Here is a 17,756-nt window from a genome sequence, read left to right as displayed (position 1 = left end):
CGAGCGTTGTTGACACTGGGCAGGTCCTAGGGACTACGCGACAGCCCTCAGGTCAGGGCAGCAGTCCCGCGCGGCGGGCAGCCACCACCGCCTCCAGCCGGGTGTGCGCCCCCAGCTTCCGCATCGCGGACCGCAGATAGCTCTTCACCGTCTCCGGCCGCAGCCCGAGCCGTTCGGCGGCGGTCGCGTTCGTCGCGCCCGACGCGACGCAGGCGATCACATCCACCTCGCGCGGCGCCAGTCGCACCCGCCCGGCCGACGGGCTCCGATCGGCCCCCGTGGCCGCGGCCAGCCGCCCGCACACCGTGAGCAGCTCCTCACGCAGCGCCGGGTCGACGATCCTCGGCGCCAGGGCGCGCAGCTCACGATGAGCCTCGCGGACGTCCTCCCAGGTGCCGGGGCCCGCACCAGGATCTGCGATCTGCTCCCTGGTGGCCGCCAGGAGCTGCTGGACCTCGTCGCGGACGGCCAGGGCCTGCTCCACATCGCGGGCCGCCGACGCCGCCGCGTCGAACGTACGGTCCCCGAGCGTGAGCGGCTCGCGCAGCGCCCCGTACAGCACACCCCGCACGGCGCGGCGTACGACGACGGGCACCGCGACGACCGAGCGCAGGCCCTCGGCGGCGACGGCCGTGTCGTACTCGTGGCTGATGTGGCGCGAGGAGCGGTAGTCCGTGACCGCGCACGGCCGTGACAGGGCGATGGCCTTGCCGCCGAGCCCGCTGCCCGCCGAGATGACGAGCCCGCGCAGTGCGGGTGTCTGCGCCCCGTTCAGCTCGGCGATCCGGGCGTGGCGGGCGTCGGACAGCAGCCCGCCGAAGACCACCGGCAGCCCGCTGGCCCGGCGCAGCCCGAGCAGGGCCGCCCGCAGTTCGGTCGCCTCACCCGGTTCCGCCACGTCGCTGATTCTCCGCCCTCCCGGACCTACCCCCGTCCGGGGGTGGTGAGATCTGGGTCACTGTTCACATGATGTTAGGCCACGGGTTCGCGATGAGGAGGACACATGCCTGCAACGAGTGCGACGGAGACGTTCCGGGCTGCCCGGGACTTCCTGGTCGAACACCGTGAGGACTACACGGCTGCGTACGAGGGCTTCCGCTGGCCCCGCCCCGACTCCTTCAACTGGGCACTCGACTGGTTCGACGTCATCGCCGAGGACAACGACCGCACCGCCCTGCACATCGTGGAGGAGGACGGCACCCGCACCGAGGTGTCCTTCGCCCGGATGTCGGCCCGCTCCGACCAGGCCGCGAACTGGCTGCGGGAACAGGGCGTGGGCGAGGGCGACCGGATCCTGGTGATGCTCGGCAACCAGACCGAGCTGTGGGAGACCGCGCTGGCCGCGATGAAGCTGCGCGCCGTCGTCATCCCCGCGACCCCCCTGCTGGGACCGGTCGATCTCCGCGACCGGGTCTCACGGGGCAAGGTCCGCCACGTCCTCGTACGGTCGGGGGACACCGCGAAGTTCGACGAGGTGCCCGGCGACTACACCCGGATCGCGGTCGGCGCCGAGGTCGACGGCTGGCTCTCCTACGCCGGGGCCGACACGGCATCCGAGACCTTCACCCCGGACCGCGAGACGGACGCCGGCGAGCCCCTGATGCTGTACTTCACCTCGGGCACCACGGCCAGCCCCAAGCTCGTCGAGCACACCCATGTGTCCTACCCCGTGGGCCACCTGTCGACGATGTACTGGATCGGGCTGAAGCCCGGCGACGTGCATCTGAACATCTCGTCGCCCGGCTGGGCCAAGCACGCCTGGTCGAACCTCTTCGCGCCGTGGAGCGCCGAGGCCACGGTCTTCATCTTCAACTACACCCGGTTCGACGCCGCCCGGCTGATGGCGGAGATGGACCGGTCCGCGATCACCAGCTTCTGTGCCCCGCCGACGGTCTGGCGCATGCTCATCCAGGCCGACCTCACGCAGCTGAGGACGCCGCCGCGCGAGGTCGTCGCCGCGGGTGAACCGCTCAACCCCGAGGTGATCGAGAGTGTCAGGCGCGCCTGGGGCGTCACCATCCGCGACGGATTCGGGCAGACCGAGACCGCCGTGCAGGTGGCCAACACACCGGGACAGCTGTTGAAGGCCGGCTCCATGGGCCGGCCGAGCCCCGGATACAAGGTCGAGCTGCTCGATCCGGTCACCGGTGTACCGGGTGTCGCGGAGGGCGAGATCTCCCTGGACCTGTCCACGGCACCCGTCGGCCTGATGACGGGCTACCACGGGGACCCCGAGCGCACGGCCGAGTCCATGGCCGGCGGCTACTACCGCACGGGCGACATCGGCGCCAGGGACGAGGACGGCTACATCACCTATGTGGGCCGGTCCGACGACGTGTTCAAGGCGTCCGACTACAAGATCTCACCGTTCGAGCTGGAGAGCGCCCTGCTGGAGCACGAGGCGGTCGCCGAGGCGGCGGTCGTCCCCGCCCCCGACCCCGTGCGGCTCTCCGTCCCGAAGGCGTACATCGTGCTCGCCGAGGGCTGGGAGCCGGGCGCCGACACCGCCAAGGTGCTGTTCGCGCACTCCAGGGCGGTCCTCGCCCCGTACAAGCGCATCCGCCGGCTGGAGTTCGCCGAGCTGCCCAAGACCGTCTCCGGGAAGATCCGCAGGATCGAGCTGCGTGAGCGCACCGCGCAGGGCACCGGCACCGAGTTCGACGAGGGGGACCTGCGATGAGCGGCCTGTCCTACGCGCACGGCACCAGCACCACGGAGCTGCTGGGCGACACCATCGGACGCAACCTGGACCGGGCGATCGAGGCGTACGGGCAGCGGGAGGCCCTGGTCGACGTGGTGTCAGGACGCCGCTGGACGTACGCCGAGTTCGGTGCGGCCGTCGACGAGCTGGCCCGCGGGCTGATGGCCTCCGGCGTGGCCAAGGGCGACCGGGTCGGCATCTGGGCGGTCAACTGCCCCGAGTGGGTCCTCGTCCAGTACGCCACGGCCCGGATCGGCGCCGTCATGGTCAACATCAACCCGGCCTACCGCGCGCACGAACTGGCCTACGTGCTGAAGCAGTCCGGGATCTCCGTCCTGGTCGCCTCGCTGGCGCACCGCACCAGCGACTACCGCGCCCTCGTCGGCCAGGTCCGTGCCGACTGTCCCGCGCTGCGGTCCGTGCACTACATCGGGGATCCGTCCTGGGACGAGCTGACCGCCGCCGCCGGGTCCGTGACGGCGCGGCAGCTGGCGGAGCGTGAGGCGGAGCTGTCCTGCGACGACCCGATCAACATCCAGTACACCTCGGGGACCACCGGCTTCCCCAAGGGGGCCACGCTCTCCCACCACAACATCCTCAACAACGGGTATTTCGTGGGGGAGCTGGTCGCCTACACCGAACAGGACCGGGTCTGTCTGCCCGTGCCGTTCTACCACTGCTTCGGCATGGTCATGGGGAACCTCGGCATCACCTCGCACGGCGCCTGCATCGTGATCCCCGCGCCGGCCTTCGAGCCCGCCGCCGTGCTGGCCGCCGTCCAGCAGGAGCGCTGCACGTCGCTCTACGGCGTGCCCACGATGTTCATCGCGGAGCTCGGCCTGCCCGACTTCGCCTCGTACGACCTCTCCTCGCTGCGCACCGGGATCATGGCGGGATCGCCCTGCCCGGTCGAGGTGATGAAGCGGGTCGTGGACCGGATGCACATGGAGGAGGTCTCCATCTGCTACGGCATGACGGAGACCTCGCCGGTCTCCACCCAGACCCGGCGGGACGATGACCTGGAGCGCCGCACGAGCACGACGGGCCGGGTCATGCCGCACATCGAGGTGAAGGTCGTCGACCCCGTGACGGGCGTGACACTGCCGCGCGGTGAGTCCGGTGAACTGTGCACCCGGGGCTACAGCGTGATGCTCGGATACTGGGACCAGCCGGAGCGCACCGCCGAAGTCATCGACGCGGGACGCTGGATGCACACCGGGGACCTCGCGACGATGCGGGAGGACGGGTACGTCCAGATCGTCGGCCGGATCAAGGACATGATCATCCGGGGCGGCGAGAACGTGTATCCGCGTGAGATCGAGGAGTTCCTCTACGGCCACCCGAAGATCGCGGACGTCCAGGTGGTCGGGGTGCCGGACGACCGGTACGGCGAGGAGATCCTGGCCTGCGTCATCCCGCGCGACCCGGCCGACCCGCCGACGCTGGACGAGCTGACGGCGTACTGCGGCGAGCAGTTGGCGCACTACAAGATCCCGCGCGCGCTGCGCATCCTGGAGGCGTTCCCGATGACCGTCAGCGGCAAGGTCAGGAAGATCGAACTGCGCGAGGGCTACGGGGAGCCGGTCAGGCCGCCTCTATGATGCCGGCGCCTATGCCCTGGGTCGCCGCAGCCCACTCGATGAGCAGCACCTCGTACTCCGCGGCCTCCGTCGACGTCCAGTCCTTGCCTGCCCGTGAGTCGACCAACGCGCGAATCGCGTCGTTGGCCTCGACGACGGACGGGTGGACGGGCTGAGTCAGGAATACGGGGGCGGAGTGGGTGGAAAGTCGAGGATTTAAGACCATGCCTTCACTCTACGTCCTCATACTGACAACAGCTCGAACATATGCGGCTGGCAGGGCACAGGTGACCGAAATCATTCGACGGGGGCGGGGCCGACGCTGACCAGTTCGTCGGCGGGACCGTTCACCGGCTGCGGTGTGCCGGTGAGGTCGAGCACGAACAACGGGATGGCGAGGCCGTCCGCGCGCGAGCGGGCCTCGTCGGTGTAGCCGGCCAGCGAGAACAGCACGCTGGACACCGAGGTGTTGAGGGCGTTCAGCCAGAGGCATTCGACGTCACGCAGGGCCGTCGGCCGCGTGGTCGCGTCGACCTGGGCGATGATACCGGCGGCCCTGAGGTCGATCCGCGAGCTGGGCCGTACTTCGGGCTGGATGACATCGCGGAAGCCCAGCCATCTCAGATAGAGCGCCGCGGTGTTCACCGCATCGCGTGCCGTCCGTATCACCAGGGGCCTGAACGACGGACGGGGGTGCGCGGCGGTGCGCGGCAGCGGTATGTGGGACGGGCCGGGCGAACCGCCCCCGGTGGGCGGCGGCGTGGCCACCGGCCGCACGGGGATCCGCAGCACCGCCCCGCAGGGGCAGCAGAGTTCGGGATGTGGCCACTGGTCACGGCGTCCACAGGAGTGGCAGCGCACACTCACCCAGTCGTCGTTCCAGGTCCGGTGCGTGATGGGTGCGGCCGGCGCTCCGCGCATCAGCGGCGGGGCGGTCGGGGATCCGCACGGGCAGGGATATACCGGCGTGATGTAGGCGTGCTCCCGATGGCAGACCGGGCAGCGCACCGGTACGGACTCCACGTGCTGCCCCTTCCTTCCGCTCAGCGGCGGCGGCTGCGTTCCGTATGTCCATCGTCCACCAGGAGCGACGCTCGGGGGAGCGAATCGGCCACTTCGTGCCCTCCCTTGACTGGTGTCCAGGGCCCCCTTAGATTGATTTCCGTATAGCAGAACTAAATTTCCGTAATGCGGAATTGGTGCTCTCAGGTGGCGCGACAGAGCCCGACTCCACCAGGTCCGAGCAGGAGCACTCATGCCTCGTATGACCGCTGCCCGAGCGGCAGTTGAGATCCTCAAGCGTGAAGGCGTCAGCAACGCGTTCGGTGTGCCGGGTGCGGCGATCAACCCGTTCTACGCGGCCCTCAAGGCCTCCGGCGGCGTCCAGCACACCCTTGCCCGCCACGTCGAGGGCGCCTCCCACATGGCGGAGGGCTACACCCGTGCGACGGCGGGGAACATCGGCGTCTGCATCGGTACGTCGGGGCCCGCGGGCACCGACATGATCACCGGCCTCTACTCGGCCATCGCCGACTCCATCCCGATCCTCTGCATCACCGGTCAGGCGCCGACCGCCGTGCTCCACAAGGAGGACTTCCAGGCCGTCGACATCGCGTCCATCGCCGCACCGGTCACCAAGGCGGCCACCACCGTCCTGGAGGCCGCGCAGGTGCCCGGCGTCCTCCAGCGGGCCTTCCATCTGATGCGTACGGGCCGGCCGGGACCGGTCCTCGTCGATCTGCCGATCGATGTGCAGCTCACCGAGATCGAGTTCGACCCCGAGCTGTACGAGCCGCTGCCCGTCCACAAGCCCGCCGCGAGCCGCAGGCAGATCGAGCGGGCCGTCGAGATGCTCAACGCCTCCGAGCGGCCGCTGCTGGTCGCGGGTGGCGGCATCATCAACGCCGACGCGTCGGCGCTTCTCGTGGAGTTCGCCGAGCTGACGGGCGTCCCGGTCGTCCCCACCCTGATGGGCTGGGGCATCCTTCCCGACGACCACGACCTGAACGCGGGCATGGTCGGCCTGCAGACCTCGCACCGCTACGGCAACGCGAACTTCCTGGAGTCCGACTTCGTCCTCGGCATCGGCAACCGCTGGGCCAACCGCCACACCGGCAAGCTGGACGTCTACACCGAGGGCCGCACCTTCGTCCACGTCGACATCGAGCCCACCCAGCTGGGCAAGATCTTCGCCCCGGACCTCGGTATCGCCTCCGACGCGAAGGCCGCGCTGGAACTCTTCGTCGAGGTGGCGCGCGAGCTGAAGGCCGAGGGGAAGCTGAAGGACCGCTCGCGGTGGGCGGCGTCCACCCAGGAACGCCGTGCGACCCTTCAGCGCCGTACGCACTTCGACGACGTGCCGCTGAAGCCGCAGCGGGTGTACGAGGAGATGAACCGGGCATTCGGCCCCGAGACCCGGTACGTGACGACGATCGGCCTCTCCCAGATCGCGGGCGCGCAGATGCTGCACGTCCACCGGCCGCGCCACTGGATCAACTGCGGCCAGGCCGGGCCGCTGGGCTGGACGATCCCCGCCGCGCTGGGCGTCGCCACGGCCGACCCGGACGGCTCGGTGGTCGCGCTCTCCGGCGACTACGACTTCCAGTTCATGCTGGAGGAGCTCGCCGTCGGGGCGCAGCACCGTATCCCGTACGTCCACGTGTTGGTGAACAACTCCTACCTGGGACTCATCAGGCAGGCGCAGCGGAACTTCGACATCGACTTCCAGGTCAACCTGGAGTTCGAGAACCTCAACTCCCCGGAGCTGGGCTTCTACGGCGTCGACCACGTCAAGGTCGTCGAGGGCCTCGGCTGCAGGGCGATCCGCGTCACCGAGCCCGACCAACTCCTGCCGGCCTTCGAGGAGGCCAAGAAGCTCGCAGCCGAGCACCGGGTCCCGGTCGTCGTCGAGGCGATCCTGGAGCGGGTCACGAACATCTCGATGAGCGGGAGCGACATCGCGTCGGTCAACGAGTTCGAGGACCTGGCCACGGAGCCGGGCCACGCCCCGACGGCGATCCGGCCGTTCGCGGAGGCCTGACCCCGGAGGGGCCGCAGTCGTGTTCCTGGAGAGCACCTACGGGCGACCGTGGGTGCTCTTTCGGCTTGCGCCGGCAGGAAGCGCACCTGTGACACCCGCTTCAGGAGTGGGATTGGATCCCTGCTGGAGGATGCCTGGCGCTGCCGCGCGCTGCTATTTCCCCTGGTCAGCACTGCGCGGCGAGCGAATTGATCCGGCTCATGGCTCACGCCGCCCTGTGTCGGACCGTCCGCTCACGCCTCGCTCACGCGCTGCCGGCTGCTGAGCAGCGCGTGGGGCAGATCTGGCCGAAGCCGATCTCCGCCGGGAAGAGGGCCGATTGGTCTGGGTCTCCGCGGTCGGACCCGGGACGGACCTCGGAGATCACCGCTTGCCGTCACGACAAGCTCACGCAGAAGTTGCGGGCGGCCAGGCTCGGTGCAATTGCCGACCCTGAGATACTTCGGGCTCGACGACAGCGATTTCGGCGCCGACCCGGCGGCGATCACCGCCTGCAGCCCGCCCGAACGGCCTCGGACACGAGGGCAGACGCTGTCCAACAAGGCTTTGGCGGTCCGGCCGGGCATTGGGCGAGCACGGATTCGCTCGCCTGAAGAACTGGGGCGTCCTGGGCAAGATCCGCACGACCTGGCGTGGGCGACCACGCTGCTGAGGGCAGCAGTTGGTTGTGTAGATCGGCTGCCGGCTGATGGGCACTTTTCGTACCATAGGCCGGTGACGCAACGTCAAGCGCTACTCATCGGTGTGCCGCAATGTGATGACACGACATTCTCCCCCATCTCGCAGGTAGTGAGGAACGACCTTGAGAAGATGCGGTCGGCACTGACACTGTCTTCCTACTCGGTCGATTCGATCGGTGAGGACAGGCTGGATCCGAGCGGAAACCGTATTCGGGCTGCCATAAGGAAGGCCTGTGCTGGAGCCCCGGAGGGCAGTGTGCTGCTGCTCTACTTCTCTGGACATGGCGTCAGCATCGACGGAGTTGACTACCTGGTTCCCAGCGATGCCTTCCGCGAGGGCGGGGAGCTTGTCCTGGACAGCCTTGTGCCCGTGATTCCCGACTTAAGCCACTGCCGGGCCAAACTCGTGGTGTTCTTCGTCGATGCGTGCCGAGACTCCCCGGCCGGCCTTCCTTCGGAGGGGGGCGGGGGAGGTGTGCTCCATTACCCGGCGGGAGGCTCGCAGGTGATGGTAGCGGGGTGCGCACCCGGGCAGGTCTGCCACTACGGCGAGGACGGCAGCGTGTTCACGAGAACACTCGCCCGGGTACTCGACCGCCGCCACCCGGCGCGCACACTGTCCACGGTACTCAATGAGGTCACCAAGGAAATGCGCAGGACTACGGGGCGAGGAGACGATCGCTCCCAGGTTCCGAACGCCTACCCGGTGACGATGCTGCGAGATGCCGCGGACCAGGTGATTTGCGAGGGTGACGAACTTGTCTCCGCGTGGCGCCGCGTCGCCGCGGACAACCGTCTCTGGGACCTGACCTCCGGAGTCACGGATGAGATACGGGGACATGTGACGGGGATCGCGGAAGACTGTGCGCGCACACATCTGGAGGTCTCTAATCTGCTCCGTGAGAAGACGGGAATGACCGACCACTGGTTCGACCCGAACTATCCGTCCAGAACCATCGACTTCACCGCGGAAATCCTCACCGAGGGCCCCCCGATCCTGCCGGAGGAGGCAGCGGTGATGATTGCAGCACCCTTCATGCGTGAGGCGGTCCTCGCGGAAGGAGTGCGAAAGGCCGCTGTGATCCGGCCAGGTGACTTCAAGCGTTGCTACGAGCGGGGCCACCGTACAGACCTTGAGCTCACCCACGAGATGTACCCCCAGGTGACCCGTCGGGTCGAGGGACTGACCCGCCGGCACGAGACGGAAGCCGCGGAGACCCTCGTCATGTGGCTGGTCCACCGCTGGCTTGATGGCTTCACTGGTCTGTGGAAGCTCCAGCGTTCACAGGTCTGTGCTGATCGAGGGGCGTACCTGATCCGCGGGATCGTGGCCGATCTAAGCCAGGGTGAGTGCCGCCATCTGGTGGAGACGTTGATCCGCGCGGTTGCCGCAGGGCCGGCCGACGGACGGCTGGAGGAGAGACTCGCTGCGTTGCCGGACGACTGGCGGGGGAGGACTGGAGTTTTGTGGCTTGCGGGGACCCTGGCGGCCGATCCACGCCGCCTGCCCGCAGTGATCGCCGATCACATCGGCACCGGCCTCGAGTTGTCCCTTGCCTCGGTCAAGGACGCCGCGGATCTGCTTCGTATGCAGAGACGCAAGGGGGACCTCGAACTGGCACTGATCTGCACTCATCCCGCCCAGCAGGATGCCTTCCAGGCCGTGGCCAACGCCGGGCAGCATGTCTTGAGTCGTCTGCATGAACTCGGGCGGCTGGGCCTGGTCGCCGACGCACTGCCCTTCCGGATCACTCATGACGGAGTGAGGCCCGACCGTCCGGGCCCGGACGGCACCGCCGTGTACGAGGTGCCCCTCACCCGGTTCCGGCTCTCCGAGGACAAGATCCGCGAACTGCTGATGGGGCGACAACTCTACGACGATCCCGGACTTGCGATCCGTGAACTCTACCAGAACTCTCTGGACGCCTGCCGATACCGGGATACTCGTCTCGAAGGGCTACGGAGGAAAGGGCGGCGTCCCGCGCCGTGGACTGGGGAGATCGGCTTCCGGCAGGGCTTAGACGGCGACCGAGAATACATCGAATGCGAGGACAACGGCGTCGGTATGACCCGGGAAGTGCTGGAGCATGTCTTTTCTCGCGCCGGGGAGAGATTCGTCTACTCGCAGGACTACCGTGCCGAACACGCCGTTTGGCAGGAACTCGATCCACCACTACGTATGGTCTCCAATAGTCAGTTCGGCGTTGGAGTCTTCAGCTATTTCATGATTGCGGACGAGATTATTCTGTACACGCGCCCTGTGGATCAGCAGGGCATTCCCTCCTCTGAGGGATTTGCGGTCCGGATTGCCAGCAGTGGCAGCCTGATGCAGGTGACTCCATCGGAAGAAATGCTGCAAGGTGGAACCAGGATCAGGCTCTACCTCACTGGAGACGAAGAGTCCGACAAGAAGATCTCCCTTCTGCAGACGCTTCGCCGGCTGTTGTGGATCGCCGAATACAGGGTTGTTGCCGCTGAGCATGACTCGGCTCCGGAGGAATGGCAGCCCCGCCAGTTGCGATATCAGGATGATTCGGCTGAATCGCTCAAATTTGATCGTGATCTCTGGTGGGTGTCGGGCGTGGGTGGTCTGGCGGCGGATGGTCTGCGTACCAACGAGGAGATTTACGGGTTGATCGTTAATCTGCGCGACGAACACCGCCCTCAATTCACCGTCGACCGAAAGAAGCTTCGCACCTGGCATGAAGACTGGGTTTATGGCAAAGTCGATGACTCACTGCCTGCCCTGAACGCGTGGCCGGGATTGACGCTGTCTTGGTTGTGGGAAGTTACTGATTCCTCGGCAGAGGTGGCCGAGCGTGTTTTTGAACATCTCGTCGAAGCCGGAGTCGAGATACCAATTGGTGGCGGCTGGGGCCAGAGTGCCAGTGTTCCACTGGTGGAGGTTGGTTGCGTTCCCCAGGACAAGGAACTCTTCGACCCAAAGAGCAGAAACCACTATTTTTACCCTCGATGGTTCACGATCTGGCGGTCCGGCGCCTGGAAGGGAAGGTCCAGTACTCAGCGAAACTTCCGTCGCATACCTCAGGCGCTCTCTGTCGAGGGTTTTCCCCTGGCCGATCCCATTGACGGAGCTCTCTTGGCCCGGCTTCGTCGCCGATATGGTGAGGATAGCCCAGTTCTGCTCGATGATATTCTCGACGCAACCGCGCATGAGAAGCAGACGGTTGCGGAACTTCTCCGTCGATTGCGAAAATTTGCAATAACGGGTCTGGACTTGCGCCATCTGCACCGCTGTGCCTCTGTCGACCTGACATTCAAGGAGGAGGACGCCGCGCTTGCCGGGGCGCTTGCCGCATGGTCTCCACCGGGTCTGCCGTCTTCTTCAAGCACTGCTGGGAGTCTGGTCAAGGCATCCGTGCGACTTGACCAGCCGCTGCGCGAGGTGGTGCGCAGGGCGGCTGCGGCAGCGCCCGCAGGATGGGTCGGGCCGTGTGCAGAACTCGGTCAGCTTGGAGACCACATATGCACGGTGGCTGAGATGAGGCTTCTCTCAGTGCGACTCGGCACCCTCCCTCCCTGGAATTCTGGGGCGCTGCAGCCCGCCCACATCGCCCACGCGGCGGGTGAACTCGGCCGGGACATCTCGCAGATCCTTGAGATGTGCGAACGATTTTTCCCTCTGGGGGTGAGCGTGGCTGGACGTGAGCTGTACCCGGCGTCGCTCAGTCAGGTGCAGGTGGAGGCGCTGCGACATCTGGAGGTGGTTGGCAGTGCTCTGACACCCATCCAGCTGATTCATATCGCTGGACTGGCTGGAACGAGCTATCAAGAAGTTAGGTTGGAACTCGGGGCGCTGGAAGATTGCGGACTCCTTCGGCTGCCGGAGGCCAACGGTGAGGAGGATCTGGTGCCCGATGCCGACACCGTCGGATTCATCGACCAAGCGCTGCAGATCATAGATCCTTGGACAGGCCGACAGGTATTCCTGGACCGCCCCGCATCTTTGGCAGTGGCGGCGACATTGTCCGGTCGCTACATGCGGCGAGGTGTGACCATCCAGATGGAAGAACTGACCGTTTTCACAGTCCCGAACGTGGCGATCACCGAACCGGACCTGGTTTTTCTAGCGTCAATGATTATCGGATCAATCGGAGAAGCCCGCGACTGCTTCTCCAGTACCTATCCCGAGGCTCAGCTCCCCGAGATCGCTCAAAGTGCCGAGGTCCTCCAACCTTGGCTGTTCCAGGAATATTTGGTCACTCCACGCTGGGCCGTGGAACCTGTGGACTGGACCCTCGGTGTCGGGCAAATCATTTCCGGTGCCCTCGACTTCGGTTCCACTGTCGGCGAGTTCCTCGACACCGTCGCCCCCTATCGAGTACTGGGTGCGCCTCTCCCGGAGCTTTCGAAGAAAGACGCCGAGGAGTTGAGCGCTTGGCATCCGGATCTTTACGACCACGAATTGCTCGTAACCCCTCGGGAAATACCCACCTTCGGTATGCACGACGTCTACTTGAGGGAAGTAGACGCCCTGCGCCTGGTGCAGATCGCCGGACGGCTCGGCATGTCACTGCAGGAGACCCACCAGCGGCTCACCCGGATGGCTCCGCTCGGTCTGCGTCTCGTATACGCGGCCGACGCGGTCCCAGAGGGCATCGTGCACTGGCGTGATTTGCTTGCGCTGACTGTCCATCTAGATGGGCAGAAGCCGGAACTCAGGGGCTGCGTGGGCCCGGACCACTTCACACGGGCGGCCGAAGCGACGGGGGAACCAGCCGTGAACGTTCTGAAAAGGGTGCGAGTTTACGCCCGCCTGTTCTCCCTGGTCCTCGCGGAGGAGCTTTTTGATGATTGATCACGGCGGCGTCACCTTTGCCGAAGTGGAGTTCCCTCTCCAGACAGGCTTCGCTGTGGTGCGAGACGAGGATGGACTCACTGTTGCGGGACTGTGTCCTCAATGCGCGGCCCGCACCGAGATGACGTTCGTGTTCGGCACTCCTCAAGGTGCGAAGGGTCTTTTCCGGCGGGCTCGGCGGACGCAGCTGAGGAAGGTGACGATGTACTGCGAATGCGGCTATTGGCACGGGGACAGGCCTCCCGAGTCACCGGATACGGGATGCGGCGCCTACTGGTCGGTCGACATCGGATGAGTATCGAGCGCAAGCGGTGGGCTCAGCGTGCCCAGGAGCTGCGGCTGGAGCAGTTGTCGACTGCACGCAAGCAGGCGGAGGCATGGCGGGCCGGGCTGGCCGGTATGACCGCCCTGCTGGGGGTCGTGTTGGTCGTCAAGGGGCGCGAGACTGTGGGTGATCTGGTCCCCTGGACAAGGGTGACTGTCGCCGTGCTGCTCGTCACGACGTTCGGAGGCCTCGTCGCGGCGACGGTCTTCGCCGTCCGGGCGGCTGCCGGGACCCCCGGCGAGGAAATCCTCCTGACCGGTGAGGGACTTCGCGAATGGACCAGGAAAGAGGTCAGGGCCATTGCGCGACGGATCTGGTGCGCGGCTCTCCTGACCCTAGCGGCGCTTTCGCTCCTGGTGACCGCTCTCGGCTTCACCTGGTTCGGTCCGGTTTCGGACCCCGCAAAAGCGATGGTTCGGGTGGTCACTCGGGGTGAGAGCATGTGCGGTGAGCTTGTGGGAACTGCTGGAGATGACGTGGTCGTCAAGGGGGAGATCCTGAGGAAAACGCCGATTAACTGGATCGTCTCCATCGAGCCCGTGAAAAGTTGTAGCCGATCTTGATGGGACCTCGGGATGGAACTGTAGCCATACCCAATGGCGGCGGTGCACCATGACGGGTCTTAGAAGTTAAGCGGCGCGTGCGTACATGACAGCCGGTGACGGGAGTACTGACGCGGCTCGGCGCCTGTGCGGCATCTGCCCGGAGTGACTCCTGATCTACGGTTGCCGAGATGGCATGGCCATGTCACACCACTTAACTTCCAAGACCCGCTTTTCCAACACCCAGCACCCAGCACCCAGCACGGACGAGGGTGTTCGCCCAAGTACTGCGCAGCCTTGTGGCGTCGGCGGCCGAACGTACTCAGATGATGTACGCGACTCATAGTTCCGGTGTTCATTGATCCCCGGAACTATGAGCAGATCCGCCGGTTGGCGAGGGTGGGAAGGGATGACCACCCCGATGTCGGGGTTCGAGAGCTCTCCGAGGAGACGCTGATCCAGTCTCTTGGCGGGCGTGTGTCAGAGAAGTGAACCGCCCCACGTCGAATGGAGACATGGGCGCGGGTCAGCGGCTGGCGCGGATCATTACGGTGAGGACCGGGGAGGCTGGTGACGGCTGGCTTTGGCCGATGTTCTCGTAGCCCCATGACGTGTAGAGCGCGTGGACCTTTCCGTCGCCGGCGGCTCCGTTGACCATGAGCGTGACGTACGGCTCGTCGCGGGTGGCGAGGAGGGCGTCGTGGGTGCGGCGGGCTGTGCCGGTCTTGCGCCAGGCCGGGCGCACGCCGATCTCCTTCAGGGCCACGGCTGGGCGTTCCGTGTACTTCGCCTCCGGCGTCGGGCTGGTGCGCTGCCAGTAGCGGTCCCCGTGCTCGATGGTGTTGCTGTAGGCGTAGCCGACCGGCTGGTCGTCCGCGTACGCAAGGACGGCTGTGAACCCAGCTTCGGTGGAGTGCCTGTCGATGCGTTCGCCGAACGCGGTCACCGCATAGTTCGGCAGGTGGAGCAGTGGGGCGCGAACCTCGGCGTACACGTCGAGGAGGTCGCCGCGGATGGTGTCCAGGCTGGTAAAGGTGCGCAGCTCGGTGGCGGGTGCCGTGGTCATGCGGCGGACCTCCAGGTGGTGGTGTGCTCGGTCCAGGTCTGGACGGTGGTGCTGCGCGGGGCGGTGGCGCGGAGTGCGGCTCCGAACTCCTGGAGCATGCGCGACACGCGGGCGTGGCGGGTGGCAGCGTCCGGGGGGACCTTCATCGCGGTGGCTGTTGCGGCCTCGGCCGCGCCCTGGGCGAGGAGGGCATGCGCGAGACGGGTTGTGGTGATGGCCCGGGATCTGACCATGTGGGGCCGGAGGGAGGCCAGGCAGCGGTGGGCGTGGTACTCGGCGGTCGGGTAGTCGCCGAGCGCCAGGAACGCGGAGAGGGCCAAGGAGTCCAGTTCTGCCTGGTCGTAGAAGGCGAGCAACCAAACCGGTCGGTGGTCGGCGGGATCGGCGCGCAGCATGGCGTCCTGCGCCCGTTCGAAGGCGCGATATGTGTCGGTCCGATTTTGGGCCGTGCCGTGGATGGCGCCTTGGCGGGCCAGGCCGAGGGACGCGAACAGCGGGTCGCGGCGGGTGAGGTGCAGGTTGCGTGCGACATCGTTGGCGGCGATCGCGTCGGCGGGGCGGCCCATGTGGCGGTACATGGTGCCCGCGTGACTCCAGATGCGGAACTTGATCGCCTGGTCGCCCGACATCTCGGCGAGAGCCTGGGCCTCACGCATGTGCGCCTTGGCGACGTCGTAGCGCCGGCCGTCGATGGCCGCCCACATCGCAGACGAGCGGAACGCGGCTCCGGAGGCGTAGAGACTGCTGCGTACCCGCTGCGTGGCGCTGCCCGCGTTCTGGAGGTTGAGCGCCTCGTCGGCGAGTGCTGCGGCCTGCTCCTCGATGCGAGGCTGCCCGCCGTGTCGGTGGTCGCTGGCGATGATCTCGGCGAAGCGCTTGTTCAGCCGGTTGACGTCGCTCATGCCGATCCGGCGCGGTGACGCTGTCCCTGGGGCTGCTGCTGCGGCAGCTGCCGCAGCGATGCCGCCGACGAGGGTGCGGCGCTTCATTTCGGGTTCCTCCTGCTGCGATGACGCTGGGGTGGGTGAAGGCCGGCTTCGCGGAACGAACCCTAAGGCGACGGCGGGTAAGCCGGTGACGTTCTCAAGCGCGGTACGGGTTGCTGACTTCGGCCAAGTGACTCGGCCTGCCTTCCACGCACGGACCGATGAACCGTCGAGCCCGCTTATACGTCCCGTCAGCTCTTCAACAGCACTGTTGACGGCATCGGCCAGGCTGTTGGAGCTGTACCCATGCTCGGTCATCCACGCTTCAAGGGCGGTGTTGCGGATCGCGGCCATGCGGGCACGGTAGCTGCCGCGCTCTTGGCTCACCACGTAAAGGGCAGGTCAAAACGCCCTAGGTGAGCCTGTTGGGCGAGCGCTTGAAAGCCCTAACCGGCCTTCGGGGGAGCGGAGTTATCTAGATGTCAGTCACTCTTCGGGAGTGGCTGGTGACTACTTGTTCCCTCTCTGGAGAAGGAGGCTTGCCGTGCCCCACGAACAGACCCGGAGGAGCCGGCTCGCGTTGGCGGATACGCCCCATGCTGTGGCTCTGGCGCGGCTGCACACTGTTGATGTTCTCTCGGGCTGGGGCGTCTCCTCCGATGTCGTCGAGACGGCGAAGCTCCTGGTGTCCGAGCTGGCGACCAACGCCGTGCGGCACTCGGAGGAAGGCGAGGCGCCCACGCTTCCGTTCTCGTCGCAGAGCACCGTGCAGACCTTCGAGCTGTTGTTGGAGGTCTCGCCCGACGCCGTCAGGCTTTCGGTGTGGGACCGCGATGTGAGGCCGCCCGTTCTGAAGGAGGTCGGCGTCGACGCGACGGGTGGGCGCGGAATCTTCATCGTGGCGGCGATGAGCAGTAACTGGGGTTACTACCTGGCCCGTGGCCTGCCGGGCAAAGTGGTGTGGGCTGAGACCGCCCTCGCACCCGCGAGCCCGGATAAGAGCCGCGACTCTTCGGTGTCGTCCGCGGGCCGGCGTGCAACGGCTGACCTCCGTGCGTCCGGGGATACGCGGGCCGACCCGAACTTGATCGGTCGCGTACTCGTCGGCATCAAGGAACTCTGAGGGCGCCGACCGAATATCTTCCGCCCGCTCAGATCGCTGCCCGTGGCTCCGTACGGAAGTCGCCGAGTCAGGGCCTTGCGGGATGCGACCGGAGCGAGTGGACCACTGACAGGACCTACCCCCACGAGGACATTCCGATGACGAATTCGCTGACGACTGCGGCGGACGACGCCGATACAACGACCGCGGCGGCCACGACTCGCGCGCTGAAGCTAGTCCTGGAGTACGCCGGTCTCGGCTTCGAGCTGGAGGAAGGCGGCGCTCCGGGTGGCTGCCGTCTGCGGTTGACGCCCTCGGCCGCCCATCCCTGGACGCGCGGAAACGTGCGGGCCCACCTACTCGCCGAAGGCATCGCCGCAGAGGTGGCGCGTTTTGAACAGCCTCTGTCCTGCCCCGGTCGCGAGCTGCTTCTCCTCCTGCCTTCGGAACAGGAAGTCCGGTCTCTTGGGCGGCTGTTAGAGGCCCGTCTCACCGAGGTGCAGAACGCGGCATTGCAGCTGCATCGCGCGCTGGCGCGCATCGGCGTCGAGCGGCGCCTGGACATCCAGACCATGGGGGAGCGGGCCCTCATCGACATCGGCGTGTTCGATACGGACGTGGCCATGCAGCTGTACCGCAGTCTCGGCGGTGACGATGCGGTTCTGTGTGGCCTTGACCTCGGGGACTGGCACGACCACGAGCGGTTCGCCCGGGAACTGGAGCGGGTGATCTCCGCGACCGGCCAGGTGACGTTGGTCGAGTCGGTGCCCACCTGCGGGCACTGCCGGGGCCGGCACGGTGGCAACCGCATCCGTTTCGACTATTTGGATGCCGACGACGCTCTGTTCCTTGCTGACACGTTGCACCGCACCACCGCATCGGCAGGCTCGACGCCGCCCGGCGACTGACGTGCACATCGTGCGCTCCGCATGTGCGATCTCTCCTGCCTGCGATGCCCTCGTACCGGTCGACCCG

Annotated in this window: 12 protein-coding genes; 7 read left to right on the top strand and 5 right to left on the bottom strand. The window is 66.6% G+C overall.

From position 1 onward, the window contains the following. Positions 1-52 precede the first annotated feature (52 nt). Positions 53-898 (bottom strand): response regulator transcription factor, encoded by an 846-nt coding sequence (locus OG623_RS05600; RefSeq protein ID WP_406144800.1) that lies wholly within the window; start codon positions 896-898, stop codon positions 53-55. Between the two features lie 105 nt (positions 899-1,003). On the opposite strand from OG623_RS05600, the gene OG623_RS05595 reads away from it, so the two are divergent. Both OG623_RS05595 and OG623_RS05590 read left to right on the top strand, forming a co-directional pair. Then, positions 1,004-2,680 carry an AMP-binding protein gene (locus OG623_RS05595; RefSeq protein ID WP_406144799.1) on the top strand — a complete coding sequence of 559 codons (1,677 nt, stop codon included), beginning with the start codon at positions 1,004-1,006 and terminating at the stop codon, positions 2,678-2,680. After that, positions 2,677-4,302 carry an AMP-binding protein gene (locus OG623_RS05590; protein WP_406144797.1) on the top strand — a complete coding sequence of 542 codons (1,626 nt, stop codon included), beginning with the start codon at positions 2,677-2,679 and terminating at the stop codon, positions 4,300-4,302. Before OG623_RS05595 ends, OG623_RS05590 begins: the two co-directional genes overlap by 4 nt. Here the strand turns inward: OG623_RS05590 and OG623_RS05585 are convergent. Both OG623_RS05585 and OG623_RS05580 read right to left on the bottom strand, forming a co-directional pair. After that, positions 4,286-4,507 carry a hypothetical protein gene (locus OG623_RS05585; RefSeq protein WP_406144795.1) on the bottom strand — a complete coding sequence of 74 codons (222 nt, stop codon included), beginning with the start codon at positions 4,505-4,507 and terminating at the stop codon, positions 4,286-4,288. The genes OG623_RS05590 and OG623_RS05585 overlap by 17 nt on opposite strands. Before the next feature lie 71 nt (positions 4,508-4,578). Then, positions 4,579-5,304 carry a hypothetical protein gene (locus OG623_RS05580; RefSeq protein ID WP_406144793.1) on the bottom strand — a complete coding sequence of 242 codons (726 nt, stop codon included), beginning with the start codon at positions 5,302-5,304 and terminating at the stop codon, positions 4,579-4,581. 232 nt (positions 5,305-5,536) lie between these two features. On the opposite strand from OG623_RS05580, the gene gcl reads away from it, so the two are divergent. The 3 genes from gcl (at position 5,537) to OG623_RS05565 (ending at position 13,708) form a co-directional block, all read left to right on the top strand. Continuing rightward, a complete protein-coding gene (gene gcl, locus OG623_RS05575) occupies positions 5,537-7,321 on the top strand; it encodes a glyoxylate carboligase (protein ID WP_406144791.1) in 1,785 nt (594 codons plus the stop codon). A 714-nt stretch (positions 7,322-8,035) separates the two neighbouring features. After that, a complete protein-coding gene (locus tag OG623_RS05570) occupies positions 8,036-12,820 on the top strand; it encodes a caspase family protein (protein WP_406144789.1) in 4,785 nt (1,594 codons plus the stop codon). Between the two features lie 399 nt (positions 12,821-13,219). Then, positions 13,220-13,708: a hypothetical protein gene (locus tag OG623_RS05565; RefSeq protein WP_406144787.1), complete on the top strand. Its 489-nt coding sequence runs from the start codon at positions 13,220-13,222 to the stop codon at positions 13,706-13,708. Positions 13,709-14,213: 505 nt separating this feature from the next. Here the strand turns inward: OG623_RS05565 and OG623_RS05560 are convergent. Then, entirely contained in the window at positions 14,214-14,753 is a 540-nt protein-coding gene (locus tag OG623_RS05560; protein WP_406144786.1) for a GNAT family N-acetyltransferase, read from the bottom strand. Next, positions 14,750-15,655, bottom strand: a complete 906-nt coding sequence (locus tag OG623_RS05555; RefSeq protein WP_406151693.1) for a hypothetical protein — start codon at positions 15,653-15,655, stop codon at positions 14,750-14,752. Before OG623_RS05555 ends, OG623_RS05560 begins: the two co-directional genes overlap by 4 nt. 568 nt (positions 15,656-16,223) lie before the next feature. Between OG623_RS05555 and OG623_RS05550 the strand changes: the two genes are divergently transcribed. Beyond that, positions 16,224-16,802: an ATP-binding protein gene (locus OG623_RS05550; protein ID WP_406144784.1), complete on the top strand. Its 579-nt coding sequence runs from the start codon at positions 16,224-16,226 to the stop codon at positions 16,800-16,802. Between the two features lie 137 nt (positions 16,803-16,939). Continuing rightward, entirely contained in the window at positions 16,940-17,689 is a 750-nt protein-coding gene (locus OG623_RS05545) for a hypothetical protein (RefSeq protein ID WP_406144782.1), read from the top strand. Positions 17,690-17,756 lie beyond the last annotated feature (67 nt).

It is taken from the genome of Streptomyces sp. NBC_01012, assembly GCF_045162755.1.
Classification (GTDB): domain Bacteria; phylum Actinomycetota; class Actinomycetes; order Streptomycetales; family Streptomycetaceae; genus Streptomyces.
This window is presented reverse-complemented; position numbering and strand designations above follow the sequence as displayed.

What these genes read in the sequence shown, in the direction of transcription:
- OG623_RS05595 (WP_406144799.1), top strand. Translation starts at nt 1,004, where the DNA reads ATGCCTGCAACGAGTGCGACGGAGACGTTCCGGGCTGCCCGGGACTTC.
- OG623_RS05590 (WP_406144797.1), top strand. Translation starts at nt 2,677, where the DNA reads ATGAGCGGCCTGTCCTACGCGCACGGCACCAGCACCACGGAGCTGCTG.
- OG623_RS05585 (WP_406144795.1), bottom strand. Translation starts at nt 4,507, where the DNA reads ATGGTCTTAAATCCTCGACTTTCCACCCACTCCGCCCCCGTATTCCTG.
- gcl (WP_406144791.1), top strand. Translation starts at nt 5,537, where the DNA reads ATGCCTCGTATGACCGCTGCCCGAGCGGCAGTTGAGATCCTCAAGCGT.
- OG623_RS05565 (WP_406144787.1), top strand. Translation starts at nt 13,220, where the DNA reads ATGACCGCCCTGCTGGGGGTCGTGTTGGTCGTCAAGGGGCGCGAGACT.
- OG623_RS05560 (WP_406144786.1), bottom strand. Translation starts at nt 14,753, where the DNA reads ATGACCACGGCACCCGCCACCGAGCTGCGCACCTTTACCAGCCTGGAC.
- OG623_RS05555 (WP_406151693.1), bottom strand. Translation starts at nt 15,655, where the DNA reads ATGAGCGACGTCAACCGGCTGAACAAGCGCTTCGCCGAGATCATCGCC.
- OG623_RS05545 (WP_406144782.1), top strand. Translation starts at nt 16,940, where the DNA reads ATGACGAATTCGCTGACGACTGCGGCGGACGACGCCGATACAACGACC.